Source organism: Bilifractor porci (assembly GCF_009696005.1).
In the GTDB taxonomy this organism is placed as follows: Bacteria; Bacillota; Clostridia; order Lachnospirales; family Lachnospiraceae; genus Bilifractor; species Bilifractor porci.
This window is the reverse complement of the sequence record NZ_VUMV01000002.1, coordinates 114,471-135,175: the sequence shown is the minus strand read 5'-3', so window position 1 is coordinate 135,175 and position 20,705 is coordinate 114,471. Positions and strand designations below refer to the sequence as shown.

The following is a 20,705-nucleotide window of genomic DNA, read 5'->3' as shown; positions in this document are numbered from 1 at the left end:
AATCAAATTCCTCAGGCTGGACGCCTGGTTATTGTTTTTGTTATATTCTCTGCACGAGGAAAACCTCTCTCCGTTCCCAGGTCTCATACGGGGGAGCGGATACGGAACTTTTTGTTCCCTTTTCCTTCGTGCAATTATGTTATAGCACCGATTGTTAGCACTGTCAATAGGTGAGTGCTAATTTTTTAATTTTATTTTTGGGCTCTCAATATTCAACACTCTCCCGCATTTGCTGAAAGCCGAAGAGCAGTGTGTGATCACAATACAGGCCGTATCCGGATATCCGGAAAAGATGCCGGAGAGCGACAGAAAAAGAGAAAGCAGAGAACAAGCTTCTTTGAATACTCATTCTCTGCCTTCTGCCGTTCCGGCGTTAATTCAGTTCGTCTATGACATTGGTACACCAGCAGACCGGGCGGCCGGAAAAGGCTGTTGTCGAGAGGATGCCGTAATCCGTGCCGTAAGCTTCTACTGTTTTCCCCTCCCCTGCGTAGATGGCCACATGGTAGATATAGCCGTTTTCCGCGTAGAAGATCAGGTCTCCCGGCTGAGCGGAGGCTGGTGTGATCTTGGTTCCGACCTGCGCCTGCGCTTCCGCTACCCTGGGAAGGGAAATACCGACCCGTGCGTAGATTTGCTGCACCAGGCCGGAGCAGTCGCAGCCGTTGTAGATATCATTGCCGCCCCAGACATACGGATGGCCCAGCGTTGTCTGCGCCAGATCCAGGATCTGCTGTCTGACCGGATTCACCGCCTGATATTCCTTGATTGATGTAAAGGTGTGATAAAGCGCCGCGTTTTCGTCGTCATCCACCAGCTTTTTCGCCTCCGCATAGGAGTCCTCTCCCTTTTTCTCCACCTCCGCGTTTACGTCATCCCCGGTCCTGATATACTGTCTGCGGACAAAACCCTTGGTGTCCCCGGATTCCACATACAGAAAATCCGAACCGTCATCCTCCAGAATATAGAGAAGCCCTCCCTTCGGAATGTTTCCTACCGATTTGCTCTTAACATCCTCCGACTCCCGCATCATCAGGGGCGTGCTCTGCGTGGACACAATGCCGTACACCTTGTCCGCCACGACTTCTCCCGCGGTCAGATGCTTGTAAAGATACGCGAGATTCTCCGAAGGGCTGACTGCCGCCTCCGCCACGGCCTTAAAGCAGGACAGATCCGCCGCGTGATGATCGGCCACGGCGTTCTGTACCAGCCGGTAGGACTCTTCCTGCCGATACCTGGACGCCTCCTGTCCGGAGTAGAACTGGCTGCTCTTCGCAAATCCGCGGACACTGCCGGATTCCACGTAGACCCATCCGTCCCCTTCATCCGACAGGATGAACGCATAGCCGTTCCTTTTCAGCGTTCCTGCGGCGGCCGCATTGTCTTTCTTCTCCGTAAGGATGCTCATGTCCTCCCTGGCTATGGACTTTTCCGCCTCCACCTTCTGGAACCGCCAGTCGCCGGAAAGGACTTCCGGAAGGTCAATGATGTTCTGGCTCCGGATCAGCTCTTCGTTCGATCCGGTATGCTTCTGCGCTTCCTCTTCGCCGTCCGGCGCTTTTTCCGGAAGCTTCTCTTCCTCTTCTTTTTCCTTCTCACCGGAGGAGCCCGCGTTCCCCGCCCCAGAGGTTTCATCCGCCGGTGAGGCCGGGGTCGTCCCCAGTGTTACTGTCGGCGTAGTTCCCGGCGTTTCCGTCGGCGCAGCCCCCGGTGTTACCGTCGGAGTGGCTCCCGGCGTTTCCGTCGGCGTGGTTCCCGGCGTTTCCGTCGATGCGCTCCCCGGATTGCCGATGGATTCTGCTGCCGATTCCGATGAAGACGTGGCTGTCGAATCTGCCGCCAGTTTCGCCGACGACGCTGACGTGGCTGCCGAAGATGTCGAAACGATATCTTCAGCAAAAACGGATGCCGGGGCCGCAGAAGCCGCCAGCATGGCGGCGAAGAAAACAGCCGCCGCCCGTGTAAGATATGTTTTCACTAATGTTCTCCTCTCTGAAAGCCTTTCCACCCTGATGTCATGAGATTATTCTATTCTGTGGTTCCGACAGAACCGGTATGCAGGCTGCCCGCAAGTGCCGCGGGGTACCACCGGAAAACCGGATGATGGAATGCACTGCTTCTGCCAGGCCGGATGCCCGCAAGTATCGCGGAAAACCCGGATGATGGCATGTACTGCAGCTGCCAGGCTGGATGCCCGCAAATGTCTCAGACACCCCGGATGAATCCGATGCGCCGGCCGTCTGTCAGTGCAGATTTGCTCCTGTCAGAACCCACATATATAACATCAGAAAATACATATACTGTGTCACGAAATTGAATTTCTTCCCTTCCTCCGGATTTAAGACCGCTTCCGGAAAGACATCGCAGAGGAACTTCCCGTTCCCGCAGTACAGATTCTGCTGAAGCAGCCGCTTCCCTTCCCGGATGACCTCCGGGTACATCACCAGACCCCACCGGTACTGATCCATCAGATGAACATAGAGAGAGGTGACGATAACGCCTGTGGAGGACTGGTTGACTGCCTGGAGCCTGGTCACCAGATCCTCCGCGCCGGAGAAACAGACACCGGCCTTCTGAAACAATTCCCTGTTTTTTTCATAGAAATTCCAGAAGCTTCCCACGTTCAGCCCGAACCGCCGGACTCGCTGGAGAATCTGGAACTGTCTGGCCGGGCAGGCGGAGGACTGCTTCACCAGAGCCTCTTTCAGCGCCTTTTTGACGGTCTTTCCGATCAGCTCCCCCAGCTTTACATGGCCGGAGGCGGTGGTAAGCAGGTATTCCGATTCCATCGGAGCAGCAATGATCGTTCCGTCTGTCCCGGACCCCGTGGCAATTTCATGGGAATAGCAGGATCCCAGAAGCAGCTCCTGAACCGCCGCCGCCTTCGCCTCCGAGCACAAAACCAACGCGCGCAGCATGGCGGCGTCCGTCATGCGCTGGTTTACCATCAGAATAATATTGATGGTTCCGATAAATCCGGGATCCTTCCCGTCCGCTTCTGCCTTCTCCTTCTGTCCTTCTTTTCCCGCTTTCTCTTCCTGCTCTGCCTGGTCTTCTTCTCCTGCCTGTTCTCCCTGTTCTTTTTTTCCTGCTTTCTCTGCCTGTTCTTCCCGGCTCATGCTCCGGACAGATGTGCCCCCGATCCGTTTCTGACAGTCCTCCCGGCCGTCCGGAGCCGGGATATACTGCCCGTTCTTTTCCATATACCAGGTGGGATCTCCCGGACTGACCGCGTTGTGCTCAATTCCCCCGGACACCACGGCGCGCACGGTCAGATCCTCATAGGTTTCCTCTGCTTCCGCAGACAGCTCGATCCAGGCCGCCGTGCTCATGGCCACCGTAGTTTCCGGATTCTCCCCCTCTTCCCGCACCTGCCGCGCCAGCTCCTCCCCGTAATCGTCCTCTTTCATGACAACCTCATAGGAGCCGTCGCCCTGGCAGTTAATGTTCATCAGGGTGGTAATTCCCTCCCGGATGCCTCCGTTCAAAGGAGAGGTGCAAAGTGTCTTTCTGGGGCTGTTAAAGTGAAAGATACTGCTGCTGTTTGTCCTTCGGAATGTCATTTCCGCTTCGTTTTTTTCTCCGCTCAGATTTTCCATCTCTGTTCTCTTTCTCCGCTTTCTTTTCCTTCCTGTCAAGCCCGAATTTCAGGTTTGTGATGTGGGTGCGACGAGCTTTCTGGCGGCCGGAGCCTCCGCAGAAATTTCCGGGGTTCCGGGGGCATTCCTCCGATGAAATCTGCCCGGCCTTCTTCCTGCAGATTCTCTTTTTCCACCTCCGCGCACTATGTCCGTGCGTAAGCGTTTTTCACCTGCCGGTGGATTTACACGTCCACCAGCTTCCCGTGCACAACAAGCCGCACGGCGGAATCCCCGGTGCAGGTGGACAGCGAGACAATCTTGTCGTTCACATCCAGCGCCACATGCAGATCCTCCTCCGACTGCTCCTGCAGGTAGGTCAGAAACTGCTGATACGCCTGATCATTCTCAAATGACGTCTGAAAGGCCATGTCCTTCCGGTCCGCATTGGCATTATGATACGAGAAAATCTGGTACATGTGCCAGCCGTCCTCACGGTAAATCCAGAAATACGGATTTTCCGATACCAGCCCGGTCTCCCGCACCTTTTTCAGACTCCCGAACATGGAGCCGTTCCGCATGTTATGCCCGAAGATGTAGGTATTCTTATCGGAAAAGTCCGCCGCTGCCTCCGCGTCCAGGAAAATACTGCCGCTGTCATTGCGGCCGCCGGAAAAGGTATGCTTAATATAGTACGTGTTGTCCGTATCCTGCATGATCGGATAGTTGATTCCCAGCGCCGGCGCATACAGCCAGCCGACCGTGTCCGGATTCTCCTTCTGCAGCTTGTCCAACGCGACCGTCGGCAGCTCCCCGGGCAAAAGCGCCGCGGCACTTCCCGATGAGGAAGAAGAAACTGTACCGACAGACTCCAAGTTGTTATCCCCCGACGGATCGGTAACACCTGCCAGCTCCCGTACCTTTGCATACTCCCGATCCGCGTCCGCATACTGCTTCTGCAGCCAGAACATCCGCGCCGCGCCGAAAACAATCAGCGCAGCCGCCGTGGCCATCACCACCCGAAGGATGATAAGTTTCTGACGCTGTGTCAGGCTCTGCGCCCATTTCCGAATCCGTTCCATACAACTGTGCACTTTTCTGCACTCCTTTCCCTTCATTCAATCAGACCGTATTTTACCTTAATCCGCTCCAACTTTTCCAGCATCGGCTGACTGATAAACCAGAGGCACAGCACGTTTGCCAGCGCGTGTACCAGATCCACCGGCACGCCGGAGATATAGATCGCCAGCAGGTTCTTCCAGTTAATCGCGTAAGAGCTCATCACCAGCGCCGCCGGATTCATAATGCCGCCGTAGATAAAAACCGTGGTCAGAAAACCATAGACGCACAGAGACCAGCGGCTGGCCTTCAGCCATCCCTTCTGGTACAGAATCCCGGCCAGGAAGCCGATGATGCCGGCCGAGAACATCTGCCAGGGCGTCCACGGCCCCTGCCCGAACAGCATATTGGAGGAGAGCATGGTCAGCGATCCGACCAGAAAACCGGATTCCGCGCCGAAGCACACGCCGGTAAGGATGGCAAAGGTCTCCACCGGCTTAAAGCTGGGAAACGCGAACAGCACGGCACGCGAAGCAACCGCCAGAGCCGTCATCACCGCGATAATCATCAGCTCCCGCGCCTTCGGCTTTCTTCCCTCGAACACCATAAAAAAGGGCAGCATGGAAAAAACCAGGATCACCAGACTGATGACCAGATATTTTCTGTCTCCGAACACATTAATGCCGACCCAGATGGTAAGCGGTATCAGAAGCAGGATGATAAAAATGGAGACAATGGTACGCTTTGTCAGCTTTCCCTTGTGCACGGGAGCCACGAGGATCTGCTGCGCCTGCGCAAAAACAGAATCCTCCGGCTGCGCCGCAGCCTCGCTGTCGCGGAAATCCGTGTCTACCGGCTGCTGCGGGCGCTTGTTTTCCAGAAAAGCATCCAGAAACCGGTCAAGCTTTTCTTCCTCCAGCATGAATCGTCTCTCCTTTCCAGTCTTTTCCGTCCGGCTTCCGCCATATCAGCTTCCGCGGCTCTGGGCTAATGTGCGGTTCATCGCCGTGATCACATCCTCCGCGGTGACCGCGTCCGGATAGAAGTGACGGGCCATCCGGTTCGCCGCTGTCGTGTAGAAGCTGTTCCCCGCAAAAAAGGCGCGGGTTGTGTTGCTTGTGACAAGATTGCCCTGGAAAAACAGCCCCACCCGATCCGCGTACTGCGCGCAGAACTCCACATCGTGAGAGATCATCAGAACCGTCACCCCATGGGCGGTAAGCCGGCGCAGAATCTGCCCCAGATCCCGCTTGAAGTAATTGTCGATACCCTTTGTCGGCTCGTCCATAAGCAGAATCTGCGGGCGCAGCAGCAGCACCTTCGCAAGAGCCAGCCGCTGCTGCTCTCCGCCGGACAGATCATACGGGTGGCGATCCAGCAGATCCTCCAGCATGGTCAACGAGGCGATACCCTCCACGGCTTCCTTTTTCGGCATGTCAATCGGATAAGCAGAGGTTTTTTTCTGCCTTTTTCCGTCTATCATCTCGTACAGATCCTCCCGCACCGTCTTTTTTACAAAGAGGCTCTGCGGGTTCTGCGGCATCACTCCCAGAAAACCGTGGTACAGCTCATCATCGGAATACTTATTGATGTCGCGGCCGTTCAGCCAGATCCGCCCCCGGTAGGGAAAACGAATGTGCGCAATCAGATTCATGGTCGTACTCTTGCCCGTGCCGTTGCCGCCGACAATCGCAAAAATCTCGCCGCGCCGCACGTCCATAGAGAGGCCGCGCACGACATCCGGCAGATCGCGGTCGTAGCGGAACCAGACATCCCGGACCCGGATCGCCGGGATGTCCCCGCCGCGGGCATCCTTCGGATTACGTTTGCCCGCAGGTTCCGGCATCTCCGCGGCTGCCGAAACTCCTTTTTCTCTTTCTCCGCATGCCGCCAAAATCTCTTCCGGGCTTGTTCCGCCCGCAGACGGATTTTGGGGTTTCCCGTTTCTTTCTTTGGCGTCGGCCACGTCCGAAGGATGCGGTTCTGTCTGCACCGCTTCCGCGTCCAGCAACTCCTGCATCCATCTGCGTCCCTCGCTGACCGTCAGCGGACACGTAAGTGCGTGCGCTTTCTGCTCCTGCGCCGTCACCCCGGCGTAAATCTGCATCGGCGTCGGCATGGAGAGAAACATGTCGTGTCCCATATCGTGAAGGCACTGTCCGATCTCCGATGGGGTTCCCGTTGCGATCATGCGCCCGCTGTCCATAACCAGAAGGCTGTCCGCCCACGGTATGACATCCTCCAGCCGGTGTTCCGTAAGCAGAATGGTCGTTCCGATGTCCCGGTTGATCTTCCGCACCGTCTCCAGAAAATCCGAGGCGGCAATCGGATCCAGCTGGCTGGTCGGCTCGTCCAGAATCAGCAGCCGCGGGTGCATGGCCATGACAGAGGCCAGGTTCAGCAGCTGCTTCTGCCCGCCGGAGAGCTCCGACACATTGCGCATAAACCAGTCCTGGATTCCGAAATAGGACGCCATCTCCGCCACCCGCAGACGGATGGTCGGCGTGTCGCACCCCAGGCTTTCCAACCCGAAGGCAAGCTCATGCCAGACCTTGTCCGTCACAATCTGGTTGTCCGGATTCTGCAGGACGTAGCCGATCTCCGCGCTCTGCGTGCGGTGGGAAACCTCATCCAGCGGCACGCCGCAGTAGCGTATCGCGCCGCTGCGCTTCCCGTGCGGGGCAAGAACGCTCTTGCACTGCCGGAGCAGCGTGCTCTTTCCGCATCCGCTTTTTCCGCAGAGCACCACAAAGCTGCCTTCCTCTACTGTCATGTCTACCTGCTTCAGGGCAGGAGCCGAAGCCTCCGGATACTGGAAGCTGAACGCTTCCACCTCTAAAATATGCACGTCTTAATCTCCCCCGGGCAGCCGCGGAGCGTTTCCGGATGGAAGCACCGCGGCAGTCATCATGTATCTGTACTTATGTCTATATCATCCTGCCGCCGAAGCCAGATTTCCCTCCGCCCTGCCGCACAGTATGTAAAATCACCGGTCGGCTGGCTGCCCGGCAGCCGGGGCAGGGCTGTCTCCGGTTACTTCCGCAGCAAATGTAACTCCACCCCGGTTCGGTTGGTTTGGTTTACCCGGCCGTCGGGGCGGAGCTTTCCTTCCCGTGCTGTACCGGGTCCTGCAGGTACCAGGGCAGATGCCTCTCCAGCCGCGCCTTCCTGGCAAGGGAGGCGAACCGCGCATCCTCCACCGCACCAAGCACGGACGGAAAAAAGCAGATAACCGCCCACGCCGCAAAGCAGAGGACGCCGGCCGGCGTAAGCGGCCAGCCCCCGATGCTGATATACGGATTATATACCGCCGTCGTCACGCCCTGCGACGCGCCCAACAGAAAAACCGCCATGGACGCGCCCAGAACACCGCAGGCCATCCCGTCTCTGACATCGAAGCGGAAAATCGAAAACGCCGTCCGCCCGTGCAGCCCGTAGCCGCGGGACTGCATGGAATCCGAGGTATCGATCGCGTTCTCCAGCGCCCAGGTGATCAGCACCGAGAGGATCGTAATCGAGTGCCGGATTCTCTGTATCAGGTTACCGCTGCCAGCGTCCCTGCCGACCGCCTTCTGCCCGTTCCGGATAATTTTCGCCTGCGCGTGAAAGCGGGGCACAAACCGGAACACCATGGACAGAACCAGCGAAAGCGCCGGAATGACGCGCCCGAACAGGTAGACAAACTTGTCCGTCGTCATCACGACGTTGCAGCAGGAAAACCACAGGATGGAGATAAAAAGCATCGAGGAGAGGACAACGCCGTAGACAATCGCCTCGACCGTGACCGGCCCTGTTTTCAGATAAAACAGAAAGGTCACGCCGTAGTGGTTGAACAGGGGGTTGATCAGCGCGACCAGAATCATTGCCGGAATAGAATAAAGAATATTAAATTTCAGCACCGGCCTCCAGCCGCGCAGGCGCCCCGCATAGCAGAGCGCCCCCGCAAAGGAGATGCCAAGCAGTACCGGATGGGTCATCAGAACCGTTGTCAGAAGCACCACCAGAAAATACACAAAATTTACGGCCGGATGGCAGGACGAAAAGGCATCCGCCCTGCGTTTCTTCTGTTTTTTCGCCCCTCGCTCCGCACCCGGACTGTGGTCCGTATACGGGCTGCCTTCCGTACCCATGCTGCGTTTCGCACAAAAACTGCGCCCCGCCCCCGGTCTGCCCTCCATATACGGACTGCCTTCCGGACCCGTGCTATGTTCTGCACCCACGCTGCCGGCCGGGGCGGACTGTCCGGCTTTCTCAGTTGTCATAATACTGGTCTCCCACATCGCGCCCCAGGTCGCAGGTATAGCGCCACTGGATCACGTCGCCGTCGCTGATAGTGTATTTCGAGCAGCCGTAGTTCGGGAACCACCCGTTTACGCTGTACATCCAGCCGGAAAGCTCGCCGCAGTCAAATTCGTACAGCTGGTTGATGCCACGCACATAGTAGGAGCTGTAGACCGGCGTGTAGTCAGCCTCCATCTGGATGCCGGTGTCGCGGCAGATCCGGTACAGAAGGTCGTAGACCGTCTCGCCGGGGGTGTACTCCACCGTCGAGGCGTACAAAATATACCCGTCCGCCGGAACAAAGGACGTCTTGGTGCTCTTCAGGTTATCCATGTTGTTCAGGATAGTCATACAGTCGATCGAGATGGTACAGGTATGCGCCGATCCGCTGTTTCCGCTGCCGGAACCGCCTGTCCCGTCCGTACCGTCTGTGCCGCCGCTGCCTTCCGTATTCTTCGCGGCACCTGTATTTCCGGCCGTCCCGGTGCCGCCCTGCGCAGCACTTCCCTGCGTGCTGCCGCCAGCGGCCGTCCTTTGTGATCCCTTTTCACTTCCGGCCGATCCCGAAGAGGAAGAAACCGAAGAGGAGCTGCTGTCCGCGGCCGCGGACTTCCCGCCGACCAGATAAAAGACGTCTCCCGTCTTTCGCACCTGGAATTCCAGCGTTGTCACCTTGCCGCCGTCTTTCTCCGTCTCCCCCACTGTGACATCCGTCACCTTTTCCGGGGAGCCGTCCGCCATGCCGACCAGGATCACCGTGTCCGCGTCCCACTTCTCCGTAAGCGTCAGGCGCAGGCGCGCCGGAGCGGCCAGGTTGGTCTTGGGCAGAGAGATCCCCAGCCCGACCGATGCGTGATCCGCCGCTTTCTTTACCTCCTCCGTTTTGTCCTGCGGGAAGCTGACTTTAAGATTCTGTTCCACAGGGTTCTGTATCCTGGCTCCGTCGTAAATCCACGTATAGAGGATTCCAGTCTCCTTGTCCGTCGCGTAGAAGCTGTATTCTCCCTGCTTCCCCGCAATGGACTCCATCTGCTTCTGCGTTATCACGCCGTCCGCGGGCAACTCTGTCTCCCGCTCCAGTGTCTCCGCGCCGCCGGAAGAGGAAGAGACAACCTCCTCTGCCGTCTTCTGCGCGTCCCGGTCCATCCGCGTTACTTGACTGCTGTTTACGCCGCCGCATCCGGCCAGACAGGCCAGCAGCACAAACAGGGCGAGAAACGCGGCAAACCCCTTTCTGAGTTTCCTCCGCATGATCATCTGCCTCCCGGTACCAGACCGAAACCATCAGACCGAAACCGGCGCAGTACCCCGTAAGAGGCGCCACGCAGTCCGGCTTCCGTCTGATTTGAAATTCACCACAAAAGTTATCTGATGATGCCAGAAGTTTCAAAAAACAAATAATTATTGACATCATTTGGGGGCAAAAGACCTTTTGACCCCAACATATCTCGTTATGTAAAACTCTGTCCCACGCTACGGCCTGCGCTTTTTCCTGTAAGCCAGGTACAGGCACACGCCGAACACCGCCGCACCTGCCAGTATGCAGATGATATACGGCAGGAACGCGCCCGCATGGGAAGTCACGCCCTGTTCGGCCCCGTTTCCGGAAGCCGCGGCGGACTTGCCCGGATCGCCGGAGGTGCTGCCGACCGCCATCTCCGCGGAGGCCTCTCCGTCCTCATCCCCGGTCAGGTCCATATCCTTTCCGGTAAACTGCCAGCCGCTGTTCCCGGAGCTGTCCGAAGAAACGGACTCTGCGGGCTTGGCTGCGCCCGTGGAGCCGGCCGCCGTCTTTCCCGCCGTCTTTCCGGCTGCGCCGGACGCGGCCGCTGTGCCGCTGTAGACGCGAGCCCCAGAACCGCTTCCGCCGGAAGAGCCCCCGGAGCTGCCGGAGCCGCGGCCGCTGTCTGTTCCTCCTGCTGTCTTTCCGCTGGAGCTTCCGGTTCCGGACGTGCCGGTTTTGGTATTCTCCAGCCCCGTGCCTTTGCCGTCTCCCTGTCCTCCCGCCGTCAGAGTGACGTCGGACATATCATACAGGGAAGCCTTTCCGTCCAGCATCCGCTGATAGGCTACCAGCGAATAGAAGCCCTGGCCTGTCGCCAGCCCGTCCACCGATCCGGCGGCGGCGCCCCCGTTATTGGCCGCGCCGGGCTTTACATGCATAAAGCCACTGTTGTCGATGTGGTAGGAGATCATGTTCTCCACCGTCCAGCTGCCGCCCTTGATAAAGCGCGCGTCCGTCTTCGGGTCGATTCCCAGCGCCGTGAGAGCGGTAAGCACCTGTGCGACAGATTCCGAGGTCTCCACGCCCATGGTGCCGTAGCCGCCGTCCGAGAGCTGCATTTTCCCCAGCCGGTCCAGCGCCCTGTCGATGGCCGCAGTTACCTTCTCTCTTCCCTCTTTCTGATAGTAGGGTGCAAGCGCCTGCAGCGTCATGGCCGTAATATCCGTGTCCGCCGAGGTGCCGGAGAGCGCCCAGCCGCCGTCCGAAAGCTGTCGGTCCAGAAGATACTGCACCAGCACATCCTCCGTGGTCTGCGTGCCGACCCCGCTCACCTTCGGGATGCTGTAGGCCGGGTTGGACTTGAGCGCGATCAGCGCCCAGATCGGGCCGTTCAGCCCCTGGCTCTTTACCTTGTCAAAATCCGCAAGATTCTGCAGCAGGTTGTAGCCCGCCACATTCTGCGCGTCCTTCCCGATAGCCGTCAGCACCAGGATTATCTTGGAGTACTCCGACATCTTCGTGTCCGAGAGCACGCCGTTCTTCTCCTTCAGGTAGTTGGCCAGATGGTTATAGTAGGTGGAAAAATAGCTGTCCGAAAGATTCCTTCCGTAGCGGGCGGAGGCAAGCACATACCACTCGCTTCCGACCGTCGGGCTGGTATCGACGGACTGCACGTAGGCGTCCGTTTCCTTCAGGATCGTGCCGACCGATTTCGAGAGGGCGTTCGCCCCGGTGCGCACCGTAACCTTGCAGGATGCGTAGAGGGAGCTGTCTCCCTTTACGCGCACCGTGATGGTGGCGGTTCCTTTTTTTACACCTTTTACCACGCCGCTGCTGCTGACCGTCGCCACATCTTCCGAAGAGCTGCTCCACACGTAGGAGGGCCGCTCCGTCGTCTCTGTCGGCACCAGTCCGGGCGTCAGCTGCAGGGACTCTCCTTTCAGCAGGGACGCCGTTGTCTGCAGCGTCAGTCCGGTAAGCGGCACCACATGCCCGGCAACCGCATAGATTCCCGGCACATCCGTCCGGATCGTTACGATACCGGCCGCGGCGTTAAACTGCGCCTGCAGTTTTTTAACTGTTGTCTTTCCCGCGCCGGAGGATGCGTCCTGCACCAGATACAGCGCCGGATCCGACAGGTCGGAAAGGCCGCCGACCGAGAAGGTCAGCGACTCCGGCTGATCCGGAACCGCCTCTGATCCGCTGCGCAGATCCTTCCAGCTGATCTTCCATGCCGCCGCGGCATCATCCGCCGTGGCGTCCTTTTTCCGCACCGCCTCGCTGACCGCTGTCAGGGACGAGAGCCGCGAGGCTTCCAGCTTCAAGTACCAGTCCGACCCGCTCTGCGTTACCTTTCCGGATGTGGAAATTCCGCCTGCGATATACGCCTGCGCCGCCGGGCGCTTCTGCTGGACGGAATCCGACACCGTCAGCAGGCCGCCGCAGAGGTTCAGCGCGTTTTCCGCCGCCAGGTAGTCCTGTACGGTCTGCGCCTGAAGATTAAAAGCCGCCCCGGTGTCCAGTGCGTTGACCGCGGCCTCCACCTGCGCCGTCAGGTTGGCAAGGGCTGTGTTCAGTCTCTGCATAAGCGCGCCGTCCAGCTGGCTCTTCTGCCCGTCGTCCAGGTTCTGGTATGCCTCCGCCGCGGCTGCCACCGCAGCCGCCTGGGAAAGACCTCCGTCCGGATCCACCCCGGCAAGCGCCTGCTGCGCCGCGGCCAGCTGCTTCTGCAGCTCCTCGATTCTGCCGGATGCCTGCGTCAGCTTCCGCAGCAGGCTGGCGTCCATCAGTCCCTTCTCCGTGGTGGAGAGCGCCTGATACGCTGCCTGGGCGGCGTCCACCGCCGTCTGGTCCGCCAGCGTCAGGGCAGACAGGGACGGCAGGGCTTCGATCTGTGCCTCCACAGCCAGTACGCCCGCGTAGGTTTTCTCCAGCTGCGTCATCTGCTCCGTGCAGCGTTTCAGCCGACGCTCCAGGGCGTCCGCATCCTTCAGGTAGCCGCGCGCCGTATCGCTCAAGCTGTCCCACGCTGCCTGCGCGGCGTGCACCGCGTCCGCGTCACTGATTTTCAGATCTCCTGCCTTCGGAAGTGCCTCGATCTGCGCCTGCACCTGCTCCGCCACTTCCTTGGCGTCCCCAACCGTTACGGTGCAGGACGCCTGGATGCCGGAGCCCTGCTGGACCGCCGTAATCTTCGCGGTGCCCTTTGCCACCGATGTGACAAGTCCGTTCTGGTCTACCTTTGCCACCGACTCCCGGTCGCTGCTCCAGGTCAGACGCAGCGCCTCCGTGGCGTTGGCAGGCGAACCCGTTACCGAGAGCTGCGCCGTCTGATCCGCCTCCAGAAAAACGGAGGCCGTGTTCATCGTGATGCTCTGGTACGGCCTGTCTACCACATGCACGGTACACTGGCCGGCAAGGCCGCTCTGCGTCTTCGCGGAAATCTGCACGTCGCCCCGTCCGTGGGGCGTCACATTTCCCTTCTGGTCAACCGTGGCAATGCTGCTGTCGGAGCTCTCCCAGGTCAGCTCCGAAAAATCCGCGTTCTCCGGGCTGACGGTGGCCGTCAGCTTTTCGGACTCCCCGTTTATATAGAGCGTCAGCTCCGATGCGGAAAGCGTCACCAGCTCCGGCCAGACCATGGCGCGCTCCGGCAGAGCCTTCAGCGCCGCGTCCACCTGGGACTGCGTGGCGTCCAGCTGCTGTACGACAGTGCAGGCCGCCTGATAAGCGCTCTGCTTTGCCTCTGTGTCCAGCCACTGGGACGGGTTCTGGTTAATGTAGGCCAGCCTGGTCAGCAGCGCCGACTTGTCCGCGCGGACATAGTCCGGCGTGCCTCCGTAGACCTCCCCGGAGATGTCTTCGCCCGTGCCGTACAGCGTAAACTGCAGACGGACGACATCTCCGGAACTGACCTTGTAGTAGCCGATTCCGACGCCCGGAATCGTATTGTTTACCGAATAGATCCAGCCGGAGGTGTTGGTTCCGGCCGCGTCGTTCCCATAGGAAAACTCCCGCAGGTGCGGGGCATCCTTATTGGCCAGGTCGGACGGGATGGTAATGCCCGCCTTTGCCGCCATCTTTCTTGTGCTCTCCGGGAGCACCAGCGTACCGTCCGGGTCCGCGTTCTGGATTCCGGACAGGTAGGCGCCGTAGGACGCCGTCTCCTTAATCTCCAGCGGATAGCCCTTGGCCGGCAGGTAATCCTGCAGCACCTGCGCCACCGTCTCCCCCTCCGTCACCGGGACAATGTCCGGCTCCGTAATCCAGCCGCGCCCGATGGCAAACTTCTCCACCGAGAGCACAACATAGGAGGAGGCAGCGGCCTCCTGCGCCTGTACCGGCGCAGGAGATACCCCTGCCAGAAGCCCCGCTGTCAGGAGGACGGCAAGCAGCATGGTCAGCAGCCTTTTTCCGATTGTGATTCTCTTCTTCATCGAATCAATCCTCCTGATTTTCTTACTGCAGCTCTTTTTTCTTTTTTCGCGCAAGCGCGAACACCGCGGCGCCCAGCAGCACCATGGCCAGCGCCGCCGCAGTCTCCTGCGGAATCGGATCTCCCGTCTGGGGCACGCCGGACGCGCCGCCCGCCGTCGCGTTCAGAGCCGCTGTCGTACCGGAAGCCGTCTTGCCCGCCGTGCCGTTTGCCGTCTTTGCGGCATTTCCCGTGTTGCCGGTGTTTCCGCTTCCGGAAGAAGCCGGCGTTCCGGCATTTCCTCCGGATCCGTTCTGGCCGCTGCCCTGGCCGTTCAGATTTTCATTATTGTTTTTGTTGTCGTCTTCCTCTTCCTGATTGTCCGCCGCCGCGGCGTTCTTCAGACCAAGCATGTAGCTTCCCATCTGATCCGCCGAGAAGCTGACCAGGGAGCTGTTAACGGAGGTATTCACCCATGCCGGATCCGTCGTGCCGGCTGTGCTGACTGCCGCGCGCATCAGTCCGTGCGTCCGCTGCGTGGCTGTCGGAAGCAGTGCCAGGTAGACGGTTCTTCCCGTCAGATCCTGTCCCGCGTCAAGTGTAAAGGGCAGGGCCGTGTCCGGCGTCCAGCTCTCTTCCGTGCCGTCCGCGAGGATGCGCTTTGCGGTAAGCGTGAAGGCCTTCAGTGCCTCCGCGTCTTTGCCCTTCATGGCATTCTGCAGGGTTCCGTAGCTGTCATTGCTCTGCGCCAGAGGCTCAACGGTGAGCATCACATCCCAGGGCAGGGCCGAGCCGTCCGCCAGCTGCGGCAGGCCGTTCTTCTCCGCCTTGGTCTGGAGCGCCTTCTGTTTGGCAGCCTGAATCTGCTGCTCCGCATCCGCGCTGGCCTCCATAAATTCTCTCGCCCCGTCTGTCAGAAGCGCCTTTACCGTCGGCGTACTCTCCGCGGCGTTGTATGCTTCCTCCGCCGTCTTGAGCGCCGCCACGGTGCTGTCCGCCGTCTGGCTCTCGTTCAGCGCGTTCTGCGCCGCCTCGATTTTCTCCTGCAGGGCATCCGCCGCCGTCTTATCCGCGTCAAAGGCATTGATTGCGTTCTGCAGTGCGGTCACACGGTCTGTGTACGCCAGATTTGCGCGCGCCTGATCGTTCAATGCCTTTACCTTTTCTTCCGCCGCCTGAAGAGACTTCTCTGCGGCGTCCCGCTCCTCCTGGCTGGTCACGGTCTGGGGAAGCTTCTCCAGCTCCGCGTCCACTTCCGCGGCGTCCGCGAGATCTTTTGTCAGCTGATCCGCCTGCTTCTGCACTTCGGCCATTTTGTCCTTCAGAGTAAACGCGTTTTCGGTGCCCTCATTGTAGATGATGCTGTCCAGATAGGTCTTCGCCGCATCATTGCTGTTGTACTTGTCGATCAGCTCGTTTGCCTCCGCCAGATTTTCCCTGGTCAGCGGCGTCTCCAGCGCACCGATTTTATCCACCAGCGGCTGAAGCACATCCTGTACATATTCGTCGTAGACGCCGGCAGCCTTAAAGAGTTCCTGCAGCTTTGTATTCAACTCCGGATGCTCGTTGGCAAAAATCTGTCTGTCGTCGTCCGCCATCGCGCCGTAGAGATTCTGCGCGTAGGCGATCTCCTTCAGCGTCTGCGAGGTAACCTGCACATCCGATCCGTCCTCTTCCTTGCCGGTCAGCGCCGAGGCATCCGGCAGGGCTTCCGCCTGTGCCAGCAGGTTCCGGCTGCGCAGATCCGCGATGCTGTCCTGCAGCTTCTTCAGCTTGTCCGCATTGGTCACACGGCTGCGCAGGATGTCTGTCGCCAGGGCGTTGTACATTCCTGCCGCATTGGTGACGGCCGTCTCGTACTGCTCATAGTTGTCCACCGTCAGCGCCGCCGGATCCGGCAGGGCATCAACGGCATTTACAACCGCCGCCACCTGCTGGGCATCCGACTGCTGCTGCGCAATGGCAGCCACAAGCGCCTGGAGCTTGGAGGATCTCTCCTCTCCCACAAGCGCCTGCTGCGCCTGCGTAAGCGCCTGGAACTGCGCCTGCGCCTTCGCCACTTCATCCTGATTGTCCAGCGTTACATCCGCCGCGGCCGGCAGGGCGTCAATCGCCTGTACCACAGACGAAATAGCCGTCAGGTCGCGAAGCCGCTCTTCCGCCTGGATCAGTCTGGACGCCGTTGTAATCTTTGCCTTCTGCGTGCGGCTTAGCAGGTCATAGGCTTCCCGCGCCGCCTTTACCGTGTCCGCGTCTGCCGCCGTCAGCTGATCCGTCTCCGGAATTGCCGCAATGGCAGTGAGTGCCTTGTAAATCGCATCCGCATCCTGCAGAACGCTGTACTTCTGCTGCACGATTTCCTTTTCACGCATCGGCTCGTCCAGCTTGCCATAGGCTTCCTGCGCCGCCGCGATCGCGTCTCCGCTGTCCGCAGTGACCTCTCCGATGGCGTCCACCTTGCCCGCAAAGGCGCGGTAGCTCTCCGCCTCCGTCAGATTGGAGGCATTTTTGACATAGCTTTGCAGTCTCTTCTGCAGTGTCTCGTCATCGCCACCCAGGGCGTCATAGGCTTCTCTGGCCTCTTTCACCTGGTCGTCGGTTACGCTGGCCAGATCCTGAAGCTTATCGAGCTTTTCGATCACTGCATCCACCTGATCCGACTGCTCCATGGTGCAGATGCGCACATCCGGCTTTCCGACAACTGTCGGATCCAGCGCCGCCATCGCCTCATAGAGATTGTAGTACTGCTGCCCGATTCCGTAGGGACTTGCCGCTCCGGTATAGGCAGTCTTCGCCGCTTCATAAGCTGTATTCAGCACTGCCAGCTTGTCCGCGTCCGCGGTTTTGGCATCCTCTCCGCCCAGATAAGCGGACACAGAGGTGAGCAGCGTATTGTATTTGGTCAGGGTCAGTCCGTAGCGCTTCCAGACGTTGTCGCCGTTCAGCGTATCACCCAGACCGATGATCATGTCCTTCATGTAGTTGTTTGGTACGGAGCCACTTCTGTTATATGCGTAGCTTCCGTCCTCATTGACATACTGCCAGAGCGACTTCAGCGGAGAAGCGGTATCTGATACAGAGAAAATATTCTCCGGATCCACGCCTGCCCCGGCCAGACCCTCCAGCACGCAGCCGTGGGAAATTGTATTGGCTTCCGGATACCAGCTGTTGTAGAACATTCCGGCCTCCGGACCGCTGGTAAGAAGGGCAGGACGGAAACTCTCAACAGTTTTTGCCAGTTCCTCCTTAGAAACCATGTCCCCGATCGCGCTCAGGCACCACCCGCGGATATCCAGATCCACAGAAGCGCTCTTAGCCATTCCTTTAACCGTTGTCTTGCACTGTTCCGGAATCTCCGCTCCTGCTGCCTTTAATGCCATCAGAGACCAGACCGGCTGTGCGTATGGTCCATCCCAGTTTGCCTGCAGATATGTGACAAGGTTGTTCCCGGACGGATCGGTATAATTCCAGGGATTCTCCCCGATCATGCAGAGGTAGAGGATCACCTTCGCGTAATCGGAAGGCTGGCTCCACTCCGAAAGCTTTGCATTTTTGTCGTTCGGATCAGAGACAACCATGCCGTCCAGATCATTTTTCCCGTCTCCCGGTTTATCCGTGGCGGCGACCTCAAACACCGGCCAGACATCGCCTGTCAGGTCTTTCTTCAGCTTCATGGAACTCAGGTTGCTGTACGTCCGGTCATACCAGTTGCCAAGCAGCGCTTCCGCCTGCTTCCTGGTCTCGTCCGATACCGTAAAGTACGGGTATGTTCCGTCCTGCTTCTGATGCACCAAATAGTAATCCTTGCTTGTAATGGTGTCCTCGGCCGTGACATGAATCCTGGTAATATTGCCGGGTTTCACGGTAATGCTTCCGTCCTGCACCGTCTTTCCGTCCACGGTAAAGGTCGCGCCGTCCGATACCTGGAAATCCGACAGTGTAATATCTCCGTCATCGGCATCCAGCTTCATGGTGAAAGAATTCTCTCCGTTTCCAAGCCCTTCCTCCAGATTGTCTACCGTTGCTCCCTTGATATTGACAGACTTCAGCTGCGCCTCACTGGATTTATACAAAAGGTAAATTTTGTAATCCTTTTTCGTCACTCCGTCAGGTGCGGTAACATGAACAGTAAAATACTGCCTGCCCTGGTCATCTTTCTGCACCACATTTTTTTCTATGTCTTCTCCAAACAGTCGGCTGTTTGCGTATTTTATGAAAAAATAGTTCCCACAGACATACTTGCTCTCGTCCAGTCCTTCCACCGTCACCTGGCTGCCGGCACTGTTCGGGATAATTCCGCAAAGCATAGCGGTTGTTGTCGTAGATTTTGGCAGAACAATTTCCGCTGAATTATCGCCCAACTGATATGGGTACACAGTCATTTCGTCTGTCGCATCCCGTCCGTAATTGATCGGGTCCAACGCTTTAATAGAAGCATCTGAGCTTGCCTGCGCCGATTCAGCATCCGCTCCATCCCAGTGAATCAGATAAGTAGCAACCGTGCAGTTAGTATCATCTCTGATTGGCTTGCTTTCAAGAGGATTGGAAAAATCTGGAAAAGGAAAATATATCGAAAACCTTTTTTTTGAACCAAGGTAGCCACCTTTTCCACGTATAAAAAACAGATTGATTTCATTCCAGCCCTTCTTTAAAGTCACCGTTTCGCTGACATTATTCTGAGACTGTCTGGAATCTACATCAAAGCGCTGGGGCGCTCCGCCGTTTACCGAAATATAGTTGCATCCGATACTGATCCACTGTCCGTATTGTGTCGCTTTGATCACCGGCTCAAGATCATCTTGCGTGCGCAGCACGTTGAATGCCAGCTTTCCTGAACAATCCGATGGACTTAAATATAATACCTTGCTGTTCAGATCTCCTTTTGTAATAGACATGTTGTCGCTGAGTATTTCATTGCTCTCCATGTCTTTCACATTGATCCTGTTAACATTTCCCCAAAATTGAGAATCAAAAGTATCGGCAGCTACCAAAAGCCGATAGGTCGTCTGAACACCGTCCGTATCGACAAGAAAATCGAAATATGCACTTCCGTTTATAAGCGTAGAACGAACGATATTAGAAGACGGTTTTGCAAAAAGAACCGTACACAGGCCATTATCTCCATAGGTAATAGTGGCTGCCTTGTCATAGTCCACATTCATAGAATCGTAGGTGCTTTTAATTGAAACGATCTTGGAAGTATCGCTTGGAAGCTGTACCTGAATTTCCAGATTAAAATTGAGAGTCCATATACCTTTATTGATTGTATATAAATTTGATTCCTTATCTAACAGCGTAGACGAAGCATCGGATATGGTAAAACTGACATCATGCTTAGTCGTATCCGCATACGCTTTTTGTGGGAAAAAGGCCAGTATTCCGAGTAATAAAAACAGTAAAATTAAGAAGCCTGTGATGCCTATTTTATTATGATTTACTTGCATATTATTCAATCCCTATTAAAAACCCCCTTTGCTTTTTGAAACAAAGGGGTGATCTAGACTACCAGTATCCGTTGTCCTTTATTCTGAACCAATGCATAGAGCTTTTTCAGCTCTTGCTGTATTGATATCCGCCTTAGGTCAATATGATATTTGCTGCTGTCGCGGTGCTTGCTGCAGTGTCGTCCGCCAGTACAGGCACAGCCATTCCCAGCACCATGACCAGAGATAATACGAGTGTCAATAGTTTCTTTTTTAGCTACTTCATAGTTTTTCCCTCCTTTTTTATGCATAAAGTTTTTATGAAGCTTCTGTACGCCTTGGCAGGACTCTCGCCCTGTTACTGCTTTTCCGGACACAAAAAACGGGCACACCAATCATCTCTGACCGGTATACCCGTATTTGTATACTCTGTTTTGGACGCACGCCCGCCGCGTAGCATCCAACTAGAAATGTAAGTCTTCTGACTAGCGATAGGAGGAGAATTTCTCTCCCCTGCGTGTTCCTCCTCCCTTCCCATGAGTTCTCTCACAGTGGTAGCCTTTCAGCTCACAGTTTCCTGCTTCGGGGAACGCTCTCGCGCACAGCGTCGGCGACGTCAGAAACGGAAAGCTTCCCTTTGTTATTTAAGCTTTCACGGTTCCTTCTTCCATCTACGCGGCTTCCTGTCTCTGCGAACGTCTGCGGGAGCCGCGACACTTCTATTG

At 57.4% G+C, this 20,705-nt stretch carries 8 protein-coding genes and 2 pseudogenes; all 10 read right to left on the bottom strand.

Features of this window, described 5'->3' with window-relative positions:
• Positions 1 to 373: 373 nt before the first annotated feature.
• The gene (locus FYJ60_RS12760; protein ID WP_154457179.1) at positions 374 to 1,978 is read right to left on the bottom strand and encodes a C40 family peptidase; all 1,605 of its coding nucleotides are present in this window, start codon (positions 1,976 to 1,978) and stop codon (positions 374 to 376) included.
• A gap of 265 nt (positions 1,979 to 2,243) precedes the next feature.
• The gene (locus FYJ60_RS03435; RefSeq protein ID WP_154457178.1) at positions 2,244 to 3,599 is read right to left on the bottom strand and encodes an adenosylcobinamide amidohydrolase; all 1,356 of its coding nucleotides are present in this window, start codon (positions 3,597 to 3,599) and stop codon (positions 2,244 to 2,246) included.
• 224 nt (positions 3,600 to 3,823) lie between these two features.
• The gene (srtB, locus tag FYJ60_RS03430; protein ID WP_205838944.1) at positions 3,824 to 4,672 is read right to left on the bottom strand and encodes a class B sortase; all 849 of its coding nucleotides are present in this window, start codon (positions 4,670 to 4,672) and stop codon (positions 3,824 to 3,826) included.
• Positions 4,673 to 4,692: 20 nt separating this feature from the next.
• The gene (locus tag FYJ60_RS03425; RefSeq protein ID WP_154457176.1) at positions 4,693 to 5,559 is read right to left on the bottom strand and encodes an ECF transporter S component; all 867 of its coding nucleotides are present in this window, start codon (positions 5,557 to 5,559) and stop codon (positions 4,693 to 4,695) included.
• 45 nt (positions 5,560 to 5,604) lie between these two features.
• Positions 5,605 to 7,485 (bottom strand): ABC transporter ATP-binding protein, encoded by a 1,881-nt coding sequence (locus FYJ60_RS03420; RefSeq protein ID WP_330579095.1) that lies wholly within the window; start codon positions 7,483 to 7,485, stop codon positions 5,605 to 5,607.
• Positions 7,486 to 7,717: 232 nt separating this feature from the next.
• Positions 7,718 to 8,899 carry an energy-coupling factor transporter transmembrane component T gene (locus tag FYJ60_RS03415; RefSeq protein WP_235903305.1) on the bottom strand — a complete coding sequence of 394 codons (1,182 nt, stop codon included), beginning with the start codon at positions 8,897 to 8,899 and terminating at the stop codon, positions 7,718 to 7,720.
• Positions 8,889 to 10,169: a DUF4430 domain-containing protein gene (locus tag FYJ60_RS12575; protein WP_235903304.1), complete on the bottom strand. Its 1,281-nt coding sequence runs from the start codon at positions 10,167 to 10,169 to the stop codon at positions 8,889 to 8,891. Before FYJ60_RS12575 ends, FYJ60_RS03415 begins: the two co-directional genes overlap by 11 nt.
• 222 nt (positions 10,170 to 10,391) lie before the next feature.
• A pseudogene (locus FYJ60_RS12920) lies at positions 10,392 to 12,092 on the bottom strand (Ig-like domain-containing protein); the annotation flags it as partial.
• Positions 12,093 to 13,298: 1,206 nt separating this feature from the next.
• Positions 13,299 to 14,222, bottom strand: a pseudogene (locus FYJ60_RS12915) (Ig-like domain-containing protein); the annotation flags it as partial.
• A gap of 379 nt (positions 14,223 to 14,601) precedes the next feature.
• Positions 14,602 to 20,001: a hypothetical protein gene (locus FYJ60_RS03400; protein ID WP_154457174.1), complete on the bottom strand. Its 5,400-nt coding sequence runs from the start codon at positions 19,999 to 20,001 to the stop codon at positions 14,602 to 14,604.
• Positions 20,002 to 20,705 lie beyond the last annotated feature (704 nt).